Raw genomic sequence first — 21,011 nt, forward strand, 5'->3', positions numbered from 1 at the left:
ACGGTGTTTTTATGAAAGTAAAGCAAGGGCAAAACAAAGTCACTAAGGTGTTTGATTCAAAAGATTCTTTTGTTAGTCCGTTATCCAAATTGAAATGGTATAATTAACGCTGTGCCCTGTAGCAGTGGAATGTGATAGATATTTTGCACCTGCAAGTTAAAAGATGTCCAGTATCCTTTTGACTGATGTTGAAAAACATAAAATATGAAATCCCAATATAAATGGAGGATGTTAAAATCAATAATGTTAATATGTTTATACATATAAAATATTATATTTGCTTTTGGCAAAAGACTATTTTTCAAATTGCTATTGACTGTTTATAATGAAAGTACAGTTTGGCCATTGAATTGGCTTGCCTATAAAATTTAAAGAGTATCCTTTAGATAGGGTGTCATGAATAATTTTAATCTAATTATTAAACAATACGATTAACCAATGAATACAAATTTTAGACTTTCGGTCATTATAGCATTTTTATATGGTTTTACTGTCTTTGGACAACCCAATAAAGAACCCGTAGACTATGTAGATGTGTTTATGGGAACCTCCAATTCCCGTTGGATGTTGGGACCACATGCCACGATGCCATTTGGAATGGTACAGTTGGGGCCGGACAATCAAGGCGCCAATCAAGGATATAACTGGATGGCAGGTTATGAATATGCCATAAATAGTGTGGATGGTTTTAGCCATATACATGCCTGGACGATGGCAGGTTTACGCATAATGCCTACCACGGCAGATTTGGCATTTACCGACCAACCAACCGATGCGCCTTATAAAGGTGCTGGTGCAGGCCCACATTCACGTATTTTAAAAGATTCAGAAAAGGCTTCACCAGGGTATTACTCGGTTTATTTGTACGATCATGATGTACAAGCAGAAATGGCGGTAACAACCAGATGTGGATTACAACGTTATACCTTTCCAGAAAAGAAAGAATCCAGAATATTAATTGATTTGCTTTTTCCTGCGGAATACAATTTTAATATAAGCGAGGCTAAAATAACCAAAGTATCAGATACAGAGATTGAAGGCTATGCCATGTCGCATACAGGAGGTTTTAACGATTATAAATTATGCTTTGTGCTGCAATTCGATAAACCTTTTCAAAGTATGAATACCTGGATAGGTTCAAAGTTAAAACCTAATAATAATGAAGTGTCCGGTAAAGGAGATGTTGGGGCATTTGTAACGTATTCCACAAAAGAAGGCGAGCAGGTTTACGTGCGCTCTGGTATTTCTCTAGTTAGCATAGAACAGGCCCGGTTGAATTTAAAAACCGAGATGGAACCTTTTGGATGGGATATTGAAGCTGTGAAAAACAATGCGCGCGATGTATGGAATAAGCGTCTTTCAACCATTAAAGTAGAAGGGGGTACCGAAGAAGATAAAAGAAAGTTTTATACCAATTTATATCGTGTGTATGCGGCAAAACAAACCTGGAACGATGTTAATGGCAAATATGTAGACCCTTGCGAAAATGTACAACAACTACCCGCAGGTGCCGACATTTATGGCGGGGATGCCTTTTGGAATTCGTTTTGGAATCTTAACGGGTTGCTATCGATGGTATCGCCGGATATTATGAAAAATTGGGTGATTACCCAACTGGAGTTATTCGATAAAACAGGGTGGACCGGTAAAGGCCCTACCGGTTTGGAGTATTCCGGAATTATGGAAGGATCACATGAAATGGCACTCATGTTAAGTGCTTATCAAAAGGGCATCTATACTGAAAACCCTGAAAAATTATACGCCGCCATGAAAAAAAATGTAACCGTACAGGGCGGTCATAATGATTGCGGTGGATGGGTAGGAAATGTAGCTTTGGATACCTATATTAAATATGGGTATATGCCAAGGGATTTAGGTGTGACCAATAAAACCTTGGATTATGCTTTCGATGATTGGTGTGTGGCGCAGATGGCGAAGGCATTGGGAAACAAAAAAGACTATAAATTTTTCTTAAAACGCTCGGAGAGTTATAAAAATAATTTTCATCCAGAGCTTAAATATATAGTGCCTAAAGACAGTCAGGGCAAATGGAAAGAAGATTACAATCCATTTGATAATGATAACCTCATAGAAGGTAATGGCTGGCAATATACCTTATATGTTCCACATGACATCCCCAGTGTGGTTAATATGGTTGGAAAAGACCTGTTTAATGACCGATTGGAAAAAGGTTTTGAAGCGTCTAAAGCACATAAATATGCGGCGCATGCCTTGGATAGAACAGGGGGGCAAAAGTCGGAATATTATATAAATCAGGGCAATCAGGTGAATATGCAAGCTTCCTGGCTATTCAATTACTCAGGAAAACCCTGGCTAACCCAAAAATATACAAGGGATATTATGGAAACCTATTACGGATCTACACCGTATCATGGTTGGGAAGGCGATGAAGACGAAGGGCAAATGGGCGCCTGGTTTGTTATGAGCTCTATGGGGTTTTTTGAAATGAATGGTGGTGGTGATGCCGAACCTATAGTGGATATCAGTAGCCCCTTATTCGAAAAAATAACAATTCATCTGGATAATGCTTTCTATAAAGGAAAAACGTTTGTTATTGAGGCTAAAAACAATTCTAAAGAAAATATCTATATCCAGTCCGCAAGTTTAAACGGAAAGAAGCTAAACGGCTTTCAAATTAAATTTGATGATATCGTGAACGGGGGCAAACTGGAGCTTCTTATGGGGTCGAAGCCAAACCAACAGTGGGGTATAGAAAGATAGGATGGAGTTAAATGTAAGTTCATGAAATTGTTTCAGTGCTTTTGGATAATAAACTTTTAAAAGGATCAAAAAGGGATGCTTTGTTTGTAAAAATAGATTGTTATATAGCATTGCTGTAAAATAACCTTTTAGCTTATACATCTTAATAATTACAATGATTATGAAACAAAAACTTCAATGCTACAAATTATTGGTGTTAGGTTGTATTTTTTTACAAATTTTAGGTTGTGAAAAAGATAATGTATCTGAAGATGTAGTTAGTAATGAAACTACTGAACAAGAAAGTATAGACTATGTACCAAAAGTAAAGATTAATACTCATGGATCTACTATTATTGATGAACCCAAGATAAATGCATCAATTGAAATAGATGAATTAGGGACGATTACATTTAAGGGTAATATAGGTATTGAATTAAGGGGTGCAACATCACAATCATTTCCTAAAAAATCCTATGGATTCGAAACGTGGGATGCCAATAATAATGACCTAAACGTTTCGTTTTTAGGGTTTCCTGAAGAAGAAGATTGGATTTTACAAGGACCTTATAGTGATAAAACACTGTTCCGCAATGTCTTGATGTATGATCTTTCAAGGGAGATGGGAAGGTATGCCAGCAAGACTTTATTTGTTGAATTGTATATAAACAATACGAATCAGGGGATCTATGTTTTGATGGAGAAACTAAAGCGTGATAAAAATAGAATTGCTGTTAATAAATTAAACCCCGATGAAAATACTGGAGAGGGTGTAACTGGGGGCTATATTTTAAAAATTGATAAGTTAGCTGGGAGCAATTTAGGTTCTGGTTATAACGAAGCTAATTCCTTTAAGTCAGAACATGTCTCGGTTAATACATCAGGAGGACAGGACGTTTATTTTTTGTACGAATATCCAAAGCCAGAATATATTACTCCAGAGCAAAAGACATATATAAAAACTTATGTTAATCAATTTGAAGATGCCTTGGCTTCAAATGCTTTTAAAGACACTCAGCTAGGTTATGCCGCATATATTGATACGGCAAGTTTTATAGATTTTTTACTGTTGAACGAATTGGCAAATAACGTTGATGCTTATAGGTTAAGTACGTTTATGTCGAAGGATATAAACGGGAAATTAAAAATGGGACCCATATGGGATTTTAATCTGGGTTTAGGAAATGCCGATTATTGTAATGGGGATAAGACCAATACCTGGGCCTATCAATTTAATGATCACTGCCCGCAATACGGCAACGTGCCATTTTGGTGGGGTAGATTATTGCAGGATCCTGCTTTTGTATCACAGTTAAAAGCTAGATGGAATGAATTGAGGGGCAGTACGCTTTCGGAATCATTTATTTCATCTAAAATAGAGGGATATGTAACGCTTTTAAAAACTTCTGGGGCATTAGACAGCAATTTTCAGATTTGGAATGTTATGGGAACCTATGTTTGGCCTAATAGCTTTGTGGGGTCAGATTATAATGATGAGGTCAACTTTTTAAAGCAATGGATTCATGAAAGATTGCTTTGGATGGATGGAGCTATCCAAAATCTATAGTCCCTCCTTTAGTTTAGTTTTTTAAATACGTAAAAGTATATACTTATGGAATTTTTAGAAATCCCTCTTTTTGATGACGACCTGTTTAAAATGCTAATAAGGTTCGGAATCAATATGCTGTTTCTAGTGGTCATTATCCGATTTTTATATTACACTTCATCACGTCGACAAGACTTTTTGTTTACCTATTTTATGATAGGGATTATCGTTTTCTTTCTGTGCTTTACGCTAAAGAAGTTTGAACTCGATTTAGGAATGGCACTTGGGCTATTTGCCATCTTTGGAATTATAAGATATAGGACAGATACCATAGAAATAAAAGAAATGACCTATTTGTTTGTCGTTATTGGAGTGTCTGTAATAAATTCCTTGGCCAACAAAAAAATGAGCTATTCAGAGCTTATTCTTGCTAATGCCATTATTGTAGTTTCCATAATTGTTATTGAGCGTCTTTGGCTATCAAAAAAGGTTGAGAGCAAAAAAATAGTTTATGACAATATAGAAGATACCAAGCCTGAAAATTTAAAGGTTTTAAAAGCAAAACTCGAAGAGAAAACTGGGTTGGCAATTCAAAAAATTGTGGTTAATGACATTAATATATTAGTAAACACGGTCAAGATCACTATTTATTATAAAAGTAATTAAAAATGGGAAGTAGTAATAGCAAAAAGGTTTTTAGGTTAAGCAGTGTTATATTGGTGTCTGTTTTTTTTGTGTTGACGGGTTTTGGTCAACAAAGCCAAGATGATTTTAACAGCTGGTCTGCCCTTGAATTTAAATACAAACCCAATAAAAAATGGGACTTTGGTATAGAAACACAATTCCGGTTAAAAGAAGAAGCCTCGACAGTCGATGCCTATTTTGGACAGATTGATGTAAGTCGTGATCTCTGGTTCGGACTTAAATTGGGAATGGGATTAAGGTATATCAGGGAAAATGATAATCAAGGGCGTGTTCAAGGGTATGAGAATCATGTAAGGTATCAAATAGACCTATCTCATAAATATAAGATAGCACGTATGGTGTTCAAATCTAGGTTGCGCTATCAAAACAAGAATGAATTAGGAATATCAAATCAAGAAGGCGATATTCCCGTTCAGCGCATGCGGCTAAAAGTTGGTTCGATATACAATTTTAGAAAATGGAAGTTGGATCCTGAAATATCGGGTGAAATCTTTAACAAGTTTAAAAAAGCTACTAACAACAACGAATTTGATAAGTATAGAATAAACATTGGAACAAGCTATGATTTTAAAGGCAATGGTAGGCTTAGTGTTTTTTATCGGTTTGAAAACGAATTCAATACAGCAAACCAACTGCGATACCATATTTTATTTTTTAAGTATAGATATATGCTAAAAAGTAAGGGGTAGTGGTGTTAATTGTATATCGAAAATTTAGAAGAAGAGAGACAATTGTTATGAAAGACTGTTCTTTCGATACGTATTTGGGGTCACCTTCATTAGTTTCTGGAATTACTACATTAGACTGGACATAAAGTTGAGAGAATAAGTTTGCTAGTTATTAACTTAGCAATTATGAGAAGTAAACCCAAAGTCCATAAGGTAAATATTATGGAGAAATAGTTATGGCTACAAAAACAACTGGTAGGTACTGGTTTGTAAAAAAAATAGATAAGTGTAAGCTTTTTTAGAAAACTCATACCGATTTTAACCAAAAAATTTATTTTCCTTAAAAATCAGTTTGGCAGAACCTGTTTTGATGGAGATAACTTCTTAAAACATAAGCTATAATGTATATTTGGGAGTAAAATCATAAAACAACATTAAACGAGCTCTAATAATGAAGTTAAAAAATGCATGTATACTTTTAGTATTAATATCATTGTTTTCATGTAAAGAAAAGGATATTACAAAACCGATTTACACCGCAGGAAACTGGGAAAATCCGGAATGGGAAAATCCGGAAATTTTTCAAATTAACAGGGAAACCCCAACAGCTTCGTTTTACAGATATAGCGATACCCAATCGGCGTTAGGTAATGCATCCTGGAACAATTCTCCTCTGTATAAGAGTTTAAATGGTACCTGGCATTTTTATTATGCCGATAGTGTTCAGGCAAGACCGGTTGATTTTTATAAAACTGATTTTGACCTGAAGGGTTGGGACACTATTGCCGTGCCTTCCAACTGGGAGATAAAAGGCTTCGGTATTCCCGTTTATACCAACGTAAAGTACATGTTTCCGGCTCGCCCGCCATATATCCCACACAACATGAACAACAATGGAAGTTACAAGCGTAATTTTGAAATACCTGAAGATTGGAATGGTAAAGACATCTATTTGCATTTTGCTGGTGTAAGTGGTGCTATGTATATTTGGGTAAACGGTCAGCGGGTAGGATATAATGAAGGCGGCAAAACAGCAGCCGAGTTTAACATAACCACATTTGTTAAGCCAGGAACTAATGATGTCTCGGTTCAGGTGATGCGTTGGTCTGATGCCAGTTACATGGAAGATCAGGATTTTTGGAGATTGAGTGGTATCGAGCGTGACGTCTATGTTTACGCGACCAATAAAGTAACCCTGAGAGATTTTAAAGTAATTGCCGATCTGACGAATGATTTTAAAGACGGCGTGTTTAATGCATCCCTTAAGATAGATAACAATACAGAAGCCACCGTAGAAAAGGAAGTCATCGTAAAGTTGTTGGATGGAGCGAATGAAGTCTATGCCGAGGCTAAAACAATCGAATTAAAGCCCGAAAGCAATACTGTTGATTTTGCCAAAAACATACCGGAGGTTAAAACTTGGAATGCAGAACATCCCAATCTGTATACCCTACTTCTAACCGTAAACGGAGAGTCGACTGCTATTAAAGTAGGGTTCCGCAACATCGCCATTAGGAACAGTCAGTTCTTGGTTAACGGAAAAGCTGTTCTGATAAAAGGAGCCAATTTACACGATCATAGTGATACCGAAGGCCATGTGGTTACCGAAGCCTTAACCATGAAAGACCTGGAAGTGATGAAACAGAATAACCTGAACGCTATTCGTTGTAGTCATTACCCTAAGAACCCATTTTTTTACAGGCTATGCGATGAGTACGGTTTCTATGTGATTGATGAGGCCAACATAGAAACACATGGTATGGGGGCTACGAACCAGGGATTGGACAATAATTTGGAAGCGCAAAAAAAGCATCCTGCGTACTTACCGCAATGGGAGGCGATGCATATGGACAGAACCGTAAGAATGTACCAGCGCGATAAGAACCACCCCTGTATCGTTACTTGGTCGTTAGGGAACGAGGCCGGTAATGGTCAAAACTTTTTCGCTACCTATAAATGGCTTAAAGAACAGGATACCACCAGACCAACCCAATACGAAGGTGCTTTAAACTATGAGAACACCGATATTACACCTCCAATGTACTGGACAATTGAGCATATGATCAGCTATGCCGAACGAGAAGATACCCGACCTTTAATTCAGTGTGAATATGCCCATGCTATGGGCAATAGCGTTGGGAACCTGCAAGACTACTGGGATGTTATCGAAGCTTACGATATTATGCAGGGAGGCTTTATCTGGGATTGGGTGGACCAGGGACTTCTAACTGAGAACGAAAATGGAGAGAAGTATTGGGCTTACGGTGGTGACCTGGGAGGGTTCGACCTTCAAAATGATAAGAATTTCTGTTTGAACGGTATAGTAAACCCCGATAGAACACCACACCCATCACTTTATGAGGTTAAAAAAGTATACCAGTACATTAAGTTCAAACCATTAAACCTAAAGGCTGGAGAATTAGAAATAAAGAATATCTACGACTTTACAAATCTTAACGGCTTTGATTTCTCATGGAAACTATTGGAAAATGGAGAGGAAAAAGCGTCCGGTGATCTACCTGTTTTAGATATTGCGCCGTATGCAACGAAGAAAGTTAAAGTGGATTTGCCCGCATTACAAGACAAGAAAGCCGAGTACCATTTAAATATTTATGCAAGAACCAAAGCGGCTACCGATTTAGTACCTGAAGGGCATGTTGTAGCATACGAACAATTTGAATTGGTTAGGCCTAGTACCGATGTGGAATTACAAGATGGAGGAGACTCAATACAGTTAAATACAGAAAATAATGCGATTACGCTATCAGGAACGGGCTTTACTATTGTTTTTGATAAAGCTTCAGGAGCCCTTAGCTCCATAGATTATGGTAATGGCAATATACTTCTTGAAGGCATACAAGCTAATTTTTGGAGAGCCCCTACCGATAATGATTTTGGTTATAGAATGCCTAAGAAATTAGGGGTATGGAAAGCAGCAACCAAAGAGCAGAAGTTGATAGCTATAGATGCAAAGTCAGCTTCCAATAATACAGTTAAGGTACAGACCAAATACGAATTACCGGCAGTAAAAGGAGAGGTGGCTATTAATTATACGATCGATACCTCCGGTGCCTTGCAAATAGAAACCAGTTTATCGGGTGTGGCATCTGATCTGCCTGTGCTTCCAAAGTTTGGTAATACATTTATAATTAAGAACGAATACAAGAAAGTGAAGTGGTTTGGTAGGGGACCGTTTGAGAATTATCAGGATCGTTATACGGCTGCTTTAGTGGGAGAATACGAGGCTTCCGTTTCAGATTTGTATTTCCCATATATCCGTCCGCAGGAAAACGGTAACAGAACCGATGTACGCTGGGTGTCTTTTACAAATGGTGAAGGTCATGGTATAGAAGTGTTAGGTGTTGATCTGTTTAATTTTAGCGCACACCATCAGTATAACGACGATTTTGATGCCGGAGAGAGCAAGCAACAGCGTCATACCACTGACATTAAAAAGCGTGATTTGGTAAATATCAATATCGATTACAAACAGATGGGCGTAGGAGGCGATAACAGCTGGGGACATATGGCTCATAAGGAATACCAGATCCAACCTAGGGATTTAATATATAGTTATATTATAAAACCATTATAGACCTTATGTGGGTCTGATATTTTTAGTAAAGAGTGTACATTTTAAATGTGCGCTCTTTTGTTTTTACCATAAGTAAAAAACTCTTTGTATCTTTAGTAAGAGTATTCTTGGTAATTAAAAGGAATAACGGCTGACATTAATCATTTTGTGCGAGGTTTTCTTGTTATAATTTTAGTTATCATAACCAGTATGTTTTTATGATAAGATCGAACAAAATAGGGTCGTTTTTCATAGAAATTGGCGAGCTTACTTATTTTACGCGTCGGTTTTTTAAAGAACTTTTTTCCAGACCGTTTGAGTTTAAAGAACTTTTAAGGCAATGCTATAGTATTGGGAATCGTTCGCTTATGCTTGTATGCGTTACCGGTTTTATAATAGGTTTGGTTATAACTTTACAAACCAGACCAACTCTAGAAGAGTTTGGAGCCGAATCCTGGATGCCTTCTATGGTGAGTATTTCCATCATCAGGGAAATAGGCCCGGTAATTATAGCCTTAACTTTTGCTGGGCGTATTGCCTCTGGTATTGGAGCCGAGCTTGGTTCCATGCGTGTTACCGAACAGATCGATGCTATGGAAGTATCGGGTACAAATCCTTTTAAATTTTTAGTGGTTACAAGAATATTGGCAGCTACACTTATGTTGCCCCTTTTGGTTATTTTGGGAGATGCCATAGCTCTTTATGGATCTTATATTATTGAGAACATTAAGGGCGATGTGTCCTTTCAATTGTATTTTAATAAAGTGTTTAAAGCCTTAAAATTCAGTGATATTATTCCAGCGACTATTAAAACGTATTTTTTTGGTTTTGCTATTGGCTTGGTTGGGTGCTTTAAAGGGTTTTATTGTGATAAAGGCACTGTAGGGGTTGGCTTAGCTGCTAATTCGGCAGTTGTATTCTCATCAATGTTACTATTTATAATCGACTTTATAGCTGTTTTTGTAACCGATATTTTTATGAAATTTAAATGATGGATCCTATAGAAAACATACAAGGAAAAGTTGAAACTATAAGCTCAGGAAAGCGAATGCTTGAGATTAAAAATATAAAAAAGGCGTTTGGGAATAAGCATGTTTTAAACGGTTTTAACCTAGAACTTTATGAAGGTGAAAATGTGGTTATAATGGGTAAGTCCGGTTCGGGTAAATCGGTTATGATTAAGTGTTTGGTAGGGTTAATGCAGCCTGATTCTGGAAGCATCAAAATAATGGATAAGGATATTGCAACACTTAATCAAAAAGATTTGGATGACTTGCGTACCGAAATAGGATTTTTATTTCAGGGAAGTGCTTTGTATGATTCTATGACCGTAAGAGAGAATTTAGAATTCCCTCTAAGAAGGCATAAACACAAGTTTGGGGATGTTGTAGACACTAATCAGCTAGTAGAGGAAGCTTTGGAGAATGTAGGGTTGTTGCATACAATAGAGCTCATGCCTGCCGAGCTTTCTGGAGGTATGCAACGTCGTGTAGCCTTGGCCAGAGCATTAATATTAAGACCCAAAATAATCCTATACGACGAACCGACCAGTGGATTAGATCCCATAACGGCCAAAGAAATTGTTGACCTTATGCGACGGGTGCAACGCCTGTATCAAACATCATCAATTATTATTACACACGATATTGATTGCGCTCGTGTTGTATCTGAACGCATTGTGTTGCTTGTGGATGGGGTTGATTATGCGCGAGGAACGTTTGAAGAATTGGCTGCTTCGGACGATGGAAAAATACAAGCATTTTTTAAATAACTAAATTGTTCTATGGAATCGGAGATTTATAGACTCGTTGAAAAGATCGAAAACGATGAATAATCCTGAAGGTGTTGAATTTTTTGGATTTTTCATTTTGAGTATACTACCTCGGTGCAAGCACACGAGGCATTTATAGGAAATTATTTTTTGATTTCGAGACAAGCCCTGGAGCCTTTAAATTTCGATTATCGAGTAAACTATAAAGTATTAAACAGATGAGAAAAACAGCTAACGAAAAATTAAGACTTGGTGTCTTTGTTATTATAGGACTGTTACTTTTTATAGTTGCAATCTATTTAATTGGGGAACGCCAAAATATGTTTGCTAAAAATTTTAGTATCAGTGCTAATTTTAACAATGTTAACGGACTGATGCAAGGAAATAATGTACGCTATTCGGGAATCAACGTAGGTACGGTAAAAACAATTCTCATGTTGAATGACTCCACTATTCGGGTGGATATGTTTATTGATGAAAAAATGAAGCAACATATAAAGAAAGACGCTATTGCTACAATAGGTACAGATGGTTTGGTCGGAAATATGATCGTAAATATTATCCCGGGTAATGGCAATGGAGCTCCTATTTCGGCGGGAGATCGTATTGAATCCTATACAAAAATAGGAGCCGATGACATGCTAAATACTTTGAATGTTACCAATGAAAATGCAGCGTTGTTAACTGCAAAGTTGTTGGAAGTTACCAATGCCATAACGAATGGAAAGGGAACCGTTGGTATGCTTATTAACGATACCATTACAGCCAATAACATTAAGGAGACTATTAATAACTTAAAACAGGTTAGTATTGAAGTTAGAAAAACCGTGCAACAAGCCGATTCTATAATTACTAGTATAAACTATAAAAATAGTGTGGTAGGTGTCCTGTTAAACGATACAATAGAAGCTAATAACATACGACGCATCATTTCAAATTATGAAGCTTCCAGTGATGATGTAAAAGCCGTAATTGCTAATTTAAATGAAACACTAACTAACTTCAGGTCTGGTGATGGGGCAGTCAATTATCTACTTAACGATTCACTGTTTGTAAGAGAATTAGAAGCTTCCATTAAAAATATTAATGAAGGCACTAATAAGTTTAATGAAAATATGGAAGCCTTGAAGCATAGTTTTTTAACACGCCGTTATTTTAAAAAGATGGAAAGAGAGCTTAAACGGACAGAAAGGAAGCATAACAAATAAGTTTTTGATTTGTAGCTAATATGTTATAGATCTTCATAGAAACGTAACTTGTTATGAAGCGTATTTATTTCCTGTTTTAAGGCATCTACTTGTTTTAACAAATTGTAAATCGCATCAATACCAGCAAAGTTGATATCAAGATCGTAATGCAAACGCATCATTTTTTCAACTTCGTTTATTTGGGTAAGGTGTATGTAATGCTCTTCTTTAATGATAATAATTTCAATCAAATCGTAGTCTTTCAGGGCATTTATAAATGTTTTGGGAACATTGTAATGCGTGCAAAATTGTTGGATTGAAATTAAGTTTTGAGTGTCCATGATTATCTCAATTTTGATAATTCTTTAAATAATGTTTTTTCCTTTTCGCTAAGGTTTTCAGGCAATTTTATGGCATAGGTAATATATAGGTCGCCAAACTGGCCTTCTTTTTTATACCTAGGAAACCCTTTGCCTTTTAGTTTTACCTGTGTCCCATTTTTGGTTTCAGGCTTAATGTTAAGCTTTACCTTACCATCAAAAGTATCGATCGTAAGTTCTCCTCCCAACATCGCTTTGTAGAGATCAAGGTCTATGGTTGTGTATAGGTTGTCTTTATCTCGTTTAAACTTTGATGTATTGGTAATTGCAAACTGAATGTACAAGTCGCCGTTAGGGCCTCCATTGATACCTTTGCCTCCATGCCCCTTAATTTTTATGATCTGTCCATTTTCAACCCCCGCTGGAATGGTAATGCGAATGTTCTTATTGTTTACGGTTAAGGTCCGTTTATGGGTTGTGTAAACATCTTTTAAGTCGAGTTGCAATTCGGCATTAAAATCCTGTCCCCTGAATTTTACGTTGCGACCAGATCTTGAGTCTCGATCCTGACCAAACATGCTTTCAAAAAAATCAGAAAAATCGTCTTTGGAGAAATTACCGGAACTCTGATAGTATGTTTGTCTTTGCCCTTGCCCTTGCTTTTGTTGTTGCTGTTTAGCTGCTTCATAGGCCTCGGCATGTTGCCAGTGTTCACCGTAAGCATCATATTTTTTCCTGTTTTCAGGATTGCTCAGTACTTCGTTGGCCTCGTTAATTTCTTTGAATTTTTTTTCGGCAACTTTATCATTAGGATTGAGATCTGGATGGTATTTACGAGCTAATTTCCGATAAGCTTTTTTAATTTCAGCTTCGGTAGCATTTTTTGAAATACCTAATATTTTATAGTAATCTATAAATGCCATTTGTTTTTATTTTAGGGTATGACAGAATTAGGATAGACCGTGATGTTATTACTTAAAAATAGTTTAAAATTTTGAAAAAATGAATGACAAATGTCAATCAATAGGAGGATGCCATTAAAAGGGCTTGTTCAAAAAGAATTCCTCGAGGCTCTGTTTCAAGGTTAGTTCGTTTCAATAAATTCTTTTATTTTGCTATAATATACGCCTGGATTTATTGCAGGAAACAAGAGTAAGAAGCATGCCTATAAGTACCGTTCTTTTTATCATAGAGATGAGTTTTTGTTTATGAATGTGATCTTATAACCGCTATAATGTCATTTTTTTGAAGCACCCCCGATTGCCGCCATAACTGTTGACCATTTTTAAAAAGTAGCATGGTAGGGACACCGCGTACCTGGTATTTAGTAGCTAGGTTTTGGTTTTTGTCCACATCAATTTTAATGATTTTTATAGCTGTACCCAATTCATCTTTTACTTCTTTTAATATGGGAGTTAACATTTTACAAGGACCACACCAATGTGCAAAAAAATCGATGAGTACTGGTTGGTCCGAATTTATAATTGTGTCGAAGTTACTTTTCATGAGTTTGCTTATTTGTATATCGTTTGGTGATTATATAATTCTACTTAGTTAAATGAAGGAATCTATTATATAAATCAATTATAAATTTAATGGTTTTTAAGTTATTTTTTTAGTTCCATATCAAGTTTGGCCAACAGGATGAGTTCCGATTTATTTATTCCAGAAAACGAAGCAGCAATGGCACTTGCCGTTTTTATTATTAATTTATTTACGGTATCGGTAAATAAATGCTTTTGTTCATTTTTATAGTTCACAAAATCGTTAAAGTATTGTTCAATGCTAAGATCTGTTTCATGGGTGTTGAGCCAGTCAAAAACAATTTCGATTTGATAGGCAGCATCTGTACCGAAAGTGTCATTAATGTCATCAACCTCAAGCCACTGTTTTTTTACAAGCTCTTTCAAGGTTTCAAATTCTTTAGGGTTAACAACATGATCGGCAGCCGCGATAGCATAAAATAACTTGCCAAGGTTTTGATAAAACCCTAATGTCATATGCTTCTTAGTTCTCATTTTAATAAACATTATTGTTTTAATAAAGTTACGCATAAATAGCTGCATTGTATATGATATTAATCAGTTATTAACAATTAAAAACAGCCATTTTTTTCGTACTTTTAATAAGCTTTTATTCGCTTAATCGATAAGAATTCCTTGTGGTAGATCCTCGAGGTTTTCTTTCGAGTTGTCATTCCCGTGAAACAAAAGATTTTAAATGGAATAATTATGAGGAAACCATTAAAAAGTATAGAAAGATGATATTAACCTTCATTTTGGTACTGCTTGGGGCGTGTTGAAAAAAATAGGCAATTCGGCTTAGAATGCTTTATTAGCTATCTGACAAATATCATTGTTTTTTGGGAATCACTTATTTAATTTTAAAGGGGTAATAGTTAGGTCATGAGGAAATAATGATTCCTGTGGTTTTTCAGATAATTTGTAAAAGTTTAAGCCACTTCAATATTAAGGATAACAATAAGGATAACAATATAGATGCGATGAATTTGAATATGCCGTTTTTGGCATTTCAAAATATAAGAAGAGACTAACTATTAAATTATTAATGTTATGAAATGAGCCATAACAAATCTTGATACCCACCGAGATTATTATTGGTGAATTACATCTGATCTATGAAAAACAATAAAATTTAAACAGATGAAAAAGATATTGCTTCCCACCGATTTTTCTGAAAATTCCTGGAATGCCATAGCTTATGCGTTACAGTTTTTTAAACATGATATTTGTCGGTTTTATTTGCTAAACACCTATACGCCTGTAGTATATCATGTTGAATATGTACTGGCCAATCCGACACAATATGGTTTGGGAGATGCTGTAAGAGAAGCTTCTTTAGAAGCGTTAAGTGCGTTGGAAAATAGAATTAACAATACATTTCGCAATGCAAATCATAGTTTTGAGAGCATTTCAGCATTTAACACCTTGATACCCGAAATTAAGGATGTTGTTAAGGAAAAGAACATTAATTATATAGTCATGGGAACTACTGGGGCAACGGGTGCTAAAGAAGTGTTATTTGGTACCAATACCGTGCATGTGTTTAAAAACATGACGTGCCCTGTACTAGCTATACCAAAGGATTTTACTTTCGAGCATCCGCAGGATATTTTGTTTCCAACTGATTACGAAATAGATTATGATGAGCACCAAATGCAATCTATTGTCCAGATAGCAAGTCGGTACGATTCTAAGGTTCATGTTTTAAATGTGTCCTATGGTTATGATCTGTCCCACAATCAAAAAAGCAATAAGCAAAAACTGGAAAGTTTAATAAAAAAGGTGCCACATGTGTTTCATAGTGTAAGTAACCAAACGGTGCAAGAGGCCATTGCTAATTTTCAATTAAGTACACGAGTTAATTTATTGACTATGATTAATAATAAACATTCTTTTTTTGAGAATGTATTCTTTAAATCTAAAATAAATCAAATAGGGTTTCATCTAAAAGTCCCATTTTTAGTGATCCCTTCAAAGAACAAATAAATTTAAGTTATGGAACGACACATTTTATTACCAACCGATTTCTCAGATAATTCTTGGAGTGCCGCAGTTTATGTTATGAAACTTTATGCAGATGCGGTTTGCACCTTCTATTTTTTAAATTCAACGGCCATTAAGATGCCTACTATGTACGATCTGTCGAACAAGTTGGCAAAAACAGTTAACGATGCTGCCTTAAAGGAGTTAGAAGATTTAAAGGACTTGGCAGAAAAAACCAATACCAATGCGAATCATGACTTTAAAATTATTTTAAGCACTAAAACGCTAAAGGATGCTATTGATATGGCTGTAACTAAATACCATATTGATTTAATTGTTATGGGAACAAAAGGATCTTCTGGGGTAAAGGAGATTTTCTTTGGAAGCAATACGGTAAATATTATTAAGGCCATGCGTATTTGTCCTGTTTTAATCGTGCCGGAAGCTTACGAATTTGTAACGCCTAAGCAAATAGCATTCCCTACAGATTTTACCCGATTTTATAGCGATAAAGAGTTGGATCCGTTAAAGCAATTGGCCGATTTGTACAGTTCTAAGATTAGGATTGTACATATTAATGTTGAAGAGAAACTAAGTGAAGTGCAGACTTATAATTTAAGTAAATTAAAAAGTTATTTAGAGGATTATGACCATAGTTTTCACTGGATGCCAAAATATGCAAAGAAAGCAGAAGAGATTAATGATTTTATTGAGGAATTAGGTATAGAAATTCTCGTTATGCTTAATTACAAGCACGGTTTTATTGAAAATTTTGTAAAAGAAGCAGTTATTGAAAAGATAGGCTTTCACCTTAAAATACCCTTTTTGGTGATTCCAGAGTAGGTAGTAGTAATATACAGTAGAGAATGTGTAGTTCCTAACTTTAAGGATTGTGTTACGTTCATAAAAAGCATTGGATGTTGTATGAAAGAAGAAGCTATAGATGTCATAAAATTTTCAGGTGAAAAGGTGAAGTTTTCATTGGAAAAGTTACGGCGGTCTTTAAAATATTCTGGCGCCGATAATGAAACCGTTTCAAGGATTATTGATGTGGTTCGTGATGAATTGTATCAAGGGATTTCAACAAAGGAAATTTATAATAGAGCATATGCTTTGCTTAAGAGTAAAAAAAGTTATCTAGCCTCAAAATATAAATTAAAAAGGGCAATTTACGAATTAGGTCCAACAGGGTTTCCGTTTGAACGGTTTATTGGAGCCATTTTAAAATACTCAGGATACGAAATTGAGATAGGAAAGGTTTTACAAGGTGCATGCGTTTCTCATGAAATAGATGTTATAGCCCATAAAAATAATGAGTTTATTTTGGTAGAATGTAAGTTTCATAGTGAACAAGGGCTTAATTGTAATGTTAAGATACCATTGTATATCCATAGTAGGTATATTGATGTAAAAACTAATTGGGGAGTTAAAGCAAATAATGCCAAATTAACCCAAGGATGGGTTGTAACAAACACCCGATTTACCAAAGATGCAATAGCCTATGGTGCATGTGCAAATTTGTATTTGTTAAGTTGGGATTATCCCAAAGATAACGGTTTAAAAGATAGAATAGATAGGTTAGGACTGTACCCTATTACTGCTTCAACCTTGTTAACCAATCACGAAAACAGTTTTTATTAAGCAGGGATATTGTATTGTGTAGAGAGCTAATAACCGATGCTTTTTATTTGGATCATTTAGGAGTGTCGGATGTAAGAAAGGATAAAGTGTTGGAGGAAATAAAAACACTATGTCACAAATAGTAAGTTATGGATGCATATGTGAAAATCCATTTTTTTGGAGCGTCGGGTACGGTTACCGGATCAAAATTTCTTATAGAAACTTCCGAGAAAAATATATTAATAGATTGTGGTATGTTTCAAGGGATTAAGGAGCTGAGGCAGATGAATTGGCTCGATCTCTCCATAGATGTTACAACAATTGATATGGTGTTGTTAACCCATGGGCATTTGGATCACGTAGGCTATTTACCTCGATTGATTCAACAAGGCTTTGAAGGGGCGATTATTGGAACGGCTCCCACCTTATCTATTGCAGAAATTATTTTAAGGGACAGTGCAAAGATATACGAGGAAGAAGCTAAAAAGGCCAATCAGGAAGGCTATACAAAGCATAATCCCGCATTGCCCTTGTTTACCATATACGATGTTGAAAAAACATTACGTTTTTTTCAAGTTGGGTTTATAGATAAATGGATAGTCTTAGCCGAAAATATTTCGTGTCGTTTTCGGCTTAATGGACATATTATTGGGGCTACTTTCATAGAATTGGATATTAAAGGCAAACGTTTTGTCTTTTCAGGAGATATTGGAAGAAACAACGACTATTTGCTGGATGTGCCCAAAAAACCGGAATGGGCCGACTATCTATTTGTTGAAAGTACCTATGGTAACAAGCTGCACCCTAAAGAGGATGTCGAACAGGTACTGGCTACTATAATTAATGAAACGCTTCATAAGCATGGTAACTTTGTCATCCCAAGTTTTGCGGTAGAACGTTTACAGACTTTAATGTACATACTTTGGAAGCTCTATAAAAAGAATAAAATACCTAATATACCTATTTTTATTGATAGCCCGATGGGAAACAATGTATTGGAGGTTTTTAGTAGATTTCCAGAGTGGCACAGGCTTTCGGAGTCCGATTACAGAGCCATGTGTAACCATGTTACTATTATTGAGTCGTATAAAGAAACCTGGGAAACGATAGACGATAACCGTTCTAAAATAGTTATAGCAGGTAGTGGTATGGTTACAGGTGGGCGAGTGCTAACCTATTTGCAACAGCTTATAGATAATCCATTAACAACGGTATTGTTGGTGGGTTACCAGGCGGAGGGAACTCGGGGGCATCAATTATTGTCCGGTGTTCACGAAATTAAGTTTTATGGAAAATATTATCCCGTAAAAGCTACTGTTAAGAGTATTGAGAGCTTGTCGGCCCACGCCGATCAGGCAGAACTCATAGATTGGCTTGGTCTTATTAAAAACATTCCTGAAAATGTGTTTTTAGTGCATGGAGAACCTGAAGCACTCGATATTTTTCGAGTAAAAATAAAAGACACTTTCCGTTGGAAGGTATCAATTCCCAAACTATTGGATGTGGTAGAAGTAATTATTTAAAAGCAAGTACCAATGGAAGCATTTCAAGTATATAGAAGTTTTAATGCCGATAAGCCTATTGAAGAATTACAATATATAATGGAAGCTTATCAAATTGAACTAAGAAATTTAAAGTCTGAACTCCAGTTTTATAAATTCTTAGTAGAGGCGGCTATTTTTAAACCGCATGTCATAAATTTATTCGAAATGCTTGAACAATTTAAAAGCAAGCTAAAAAAGATGGAGGTGAATCGTATGGGGCTATTAAATAAGATAGGCGCACATAGCAATCAAATTGCAAATAAAATAGAATGTGAAGATGTTGCTTGCGATGCCTTCTTCATAAAAAAGCACGATACATTGGAACATGAAGTTCATAACTTCAATCAACAAGTATCCAATTTTAAATTAAACATGTATCAATATATTCAAGGTGTTGTTAAAAACGAATAGATTTTTTTAAAATCATTTAACTGTCTGATATATATCATTGTTTAAAACGACTTCAATAGATATATTAGAAACGAGAAATCAAGTTTAATTTAAAATATTAGACCAATGACACTTATTAAATTTAACAATCGAAACAGGTTATTCCCTTGGAATAACAGCGGCTTGAAAAGCTTCTTGAGTTCGGACGATTTTTTTAACGACGATTTCTTTGTAGAAGACAGTTTAATGCCAGCAATGAATGTAAAAGAGCACGAGAAAAACTTTGAAGTTGAATTCGCCGCTCCGGGTTTTTCTAAAAAAGATTTTGAAATAACCATAAACGATAACGTTTTAAGCGTTAGTGGAGAAAAGCAACATGAAGTCGAGGAAAAAGAAGTGGACTATACGCGTAAAGAGTTTAGTTACGACGCTTTTAAAAGATCATTAAAGTTACCAGATACTGTTGATCCCGAAAGTAAAGTAGATGCCACTTACAAAAATGGTATTCTAAAATTAAATCTTTTAAAGAAAAAAGAAGCAAAGGTAGCACCAAAAAAGGTGATTGAGGTTAGTTAATCCTGATAGTACCAATTGTAAATGGTAAATGGATGGAGCAGAAGATAATGTTGGGCACAATAAAAATATTATGTTCTGCTCTTTTGGTTCATTGAAATAGTTGTAAAATGAAATGTCCATGACTTAAGGATTAGTTGTAAAATATAATGATTGTATGGATATTACATTTGCGCAATAAAAAGCATTAACATTAATAAGAATAAGATGAAAAAGATAGGCAACAAAGCTAAGTACGAAGTATGGTTAAGTGCAGAGACCATGCATAATGCTTCACGAGAATGGCTGTCCGAACTAAATTTTGTTAAGGACGAACAGCTGTTTCTTGATGATTTAGTAGTGGCTTACACACTGCAGCTTATAGATTCTAAGCATTATAAAGAAAGTAAGCATTTAATTGAAGTATTAAGTGCTTTACAAGTAGAAACAAAAAACCTGATAGAGACTATCAGAGCACATGAAAATGGTCTTAAAGTTATGGTTGATGGTGTCGATCAACAGGAAGAAGAAGCACATTATAAGGACACCCATAGAAAACTTATTTTGGAGGTTAGTGCCTTTATGAAACGTTATAGAGCGCTTAAAACAAAGTTATTTGCGCTCATAAAAAATATTATGAAAGAAAGAAAGCAAAAACGTTTGCTTCAATAACAATTAATGAGTATTTGATATAGGGTAAGTTGTTAATTATCATAGGTTGGGTATTGTTTTTTGACTGTGATTTAGTTGTGCATTTCCCTCCTTGTTAAATGGTAAACACCTGTTTTTTTATTTCATCTTATAAAACCACCTGCTTTGCTGGTGGTCATGTTCTGAAGGCTATGCCTATATTTGTACTATGAACAAATATAAGAAACTTAGTCATGTTATATATAAATGTGAATAT

18 protein-coding genes and 1 pseudogene are annotated in these 21,011 nt (G+C 35.5%); 15 read left to right on the forward strand and 4 right to left on the reverse strand.

What is annotated here, in order from left to right; translation table 11 throughout:
- Positions 1–438: 438 nt before the first annotated feature.
- From JF259_RS05200 to JF259_RS05235, 8 genes are all read left to right on the forward strand, one after another.
- Positions 439–2,742 (forward strand): GH92 family glycosyl hydrolase, encoded by a 2,304-nt coding sequence (locus tag JF259_RS05200; RefSeq protein WP_199114136.1) that lies wholly within the window; start codon positions 439–441, stop codon positions 2,740–2,742.
- Positions 2,743–2,902: 160 nt separating this feature from the next.
- The gene (locus JF259_RS05205; protein ID WP_199114138.1) at positions 2,903–4,288 is read left to right on the forward strand and encodes a CotH kinase family protein; all 1,386 of its coding nucleotides are present in this window, start codon (positions 2,903–2,905) and stop codon (positions 4,286–4,288) included.
- Between the two features lie 45 nt (positions 4,289–4,333).
- On the forward strand, positions 4,334–4,933 hold the full coding sequence (locus JF259_RS05210) for a DUF4956 domain-containing protein (RefSeq protein WP_199114140.1): 600 nt from the start codon (positions 4,334–4,336) through the stop codon (positions 4,931–4,933).
- Between the two features lie 2 nt (positions 4,934–4,935).
- Positions 4,936–5,661 carry a DUF2490 domain-containing protein gene (locus tag JF259_RS05215; protein ID WP_199114142.1) on the forward strand — a complete coding sequence of 242 codons (726 nt, stop codon included), beginning with the start codon at positions 4,936–4,938 and terminating at the stop codon, positions 5,659–5,661.
- 430 nt (positions 5,662–6,091) lie between these two features.
- A complete protein-coding gene (locus JF259_RS05220; RefSeq protein ID WP_199114144.1) occupies positions 6,092–9,235 on the forward strand; it encodes a glycoside hydrolase family 2 TIM barrel-domain containing protein in 3,144 nt (1,047 codons plus the stop codon).
- Positions 9,236–9,432: 197 nt separating this feature from the next.
- Positions 9,433–10,206: an MlaE family ABC transporter permease gene (locus JF259_RS05225; RefSeq protein WP_199114146.1), complete on the forward strand. Its 774-nt coding sequence runs from the start codon at positions 9,433–9,435 to the stop codon at positions 10,204–10,206.
- Positions 10,206–10,985: an ABC transporter ATP-binding protein gene (locus tag JF259_RS05230; RefSeq protein ID WP_233164119.1), complete on the forward strand. Its 780-nt coding sequence runs from the start codon at positions 10,206–10,208 to the stop codon at positions 10,983–10,985. Before JF259_RS05225 ends, JF259_RS05230 begins: the two co-directional genes overlap by 1 nt.
- Positions 10,986–11,203: 218 nt before the next feature.
- Positions 11,204–12,193 (forward strand): MlaD family protein, encoded by a 990-nt coding sequence (locus tag JF259_RS05235; RefSeq protein ID WP_199114148.1) that lies wholly within the window; start codon positions 11,204–11,206, stop codon positions 12,191–12,193.
- A gap of 23 nt (positions 12,194–12,216) precedes the next feature.
- Here the strand turns inward: JF259_RS05235 and JF259_RS05240 are convergent, their stop codons facing one another.
- The 4 genes from JF259_RS05240 to JF259_RS05255 form a co-directional block, all read right to left on the reverse strand.
- The gene (locus JF259_RS05240; protein ID WP_199114150.1) at positions 12,217–12,513 is read right to left on the reverse strand and encodes a chaperone modulator CbpM; all 297 of its coding nucleotides are present in this window, start codon (positions 12,511–12,513) and stop codon (positions 12,217–12,219) included.
- 2 nt (positions 12,514–12,515) lie between these two features.
- Positions 12,516–13,415, reverse strand: coding sequence for a DnaJ C-terminal domain-containing protein (locus tag JF259_RS05245; protein ID WP_199114152.1), 900 nt, complete (start codon positions 13,413–13,415; stop codon positions 12,516–12,518).
- Between the two features lie 283 nt (positions 13,416–13,698).
- Positions 13,699–13,998 (reverse strand): thioredoxin, encoded by a 300-nt coding sequence (gene trxA, locus JF259_RS05250; RefSeq protein WP_199114153.1) that lies wholly within the window; start codon positions 13,996–13,998, stop codon positions 13,699–13,701.
- Positions 13,999–14,099: 101 nt separating this feature from the next.
- Positions 14,100–14,510: a hypothetical protein gene (locus JF259_RS05255; RefSeq protein ID WP_199114155.1), complete on the reverse strand. Its 411-nt coding sequence runs from the start codon at positions 14,508–14,510 to the stop codon at positions 14,100–14,102.
- 645 nt (positions 14,511–15,155) lie between these two features.
- Between JF259_RS05255 and JF259_RS05260 the strand changes: the two genes are divergently transcribed.
- From JF259_RS05260 to JF259_RS05290, 7 genes and pseudogenes are all read left to right on the forward strand, one after another.
- Entirely contained in the window at positions 15,156–16,001 is an 846-nt protein-coding gene (locus JF259_RS05260) for a universal stress protein (RefSeq protein WP_199114157.1), read from the forward strand.
- 9 nt (positions 16,002–16,010) lie between these two features.
- Entirely contained in the window at positions 16,011–16,841 is an 831-nt protein-coding gene (locus JF259_RS05265; RefSeq protein WP_199114166.1) for a universal stress protein, read from the forward strand.
- A gap of 81 nt (positions 16,842–16,922) precedes the next feature.
- Positions 16,923–17,761: pseudogene (locus JF259_RS05270) on the forward strand (restriction endonuclease).
- Positions 17,762–17,767: 6 nt separating this feature from the next.
- On the forward strand, positions 17,768–19,141 hold the full coding sequence (locus JF259_RS05275) for an MBL fold metallo-hydrolase RNA specificity domain-containing protein (RefSeq protein WP_199114168.1): 1,374 nt from the start codon (positions 17,768–17,770) through the stop codon (positions 19,139–19,141).
- Positions 19,142–19,153: 12 nt separating this feature from the next.
- On the forward strand, positions 19,154–19,573 hold the full coding sequence (locus tag JF259_RS05280; RefSeq protein ID WP_199114170.1) for a hypothetical protein: 420 nt from the start codon (positions 19,154–19,156) through the stop codon (positions 19,571–19,573).
- Positions 19,574–19,678: 105 nt separating this feature from the next.
- Positions 19,679–20,128 (forward strand): Hsp20/alpha crystallin family protein, encoded by a 450-nt coding sequence (locus JF259_RS05285; protein ID WP_199114171.1) that lies wholly within the window; start codon positions 19,679–19,681, stop codon positions 20,126–20,128.
- A gap of 204 nt (positions 20,129–20,332) precedes the next feature.
- Positions 20,333–20,776 carry a hypothetical protein gene (locus JF259_RS05290; RefSeq protein ID WP_199114173.1) on the forward strand — a complete coding sequence of 148 codons (444 nt, stop codon included), beginning with the start codon at positions 20,333–20,335 and terminating at the stop codon, positions 20,774–20,776.
- Positions 20,777–21,011: the final 235 nt, after the last annotated feature.

This window comes from Snuella sedimenti (assembly GCF_016428595.1).
GTDB classification, from domain to species: Bacteria; Bacteroidota; Bacteroidia; order Flavobacteriales; family Flavobacteriaceae; genus Snuella; species Snuella sedimenti.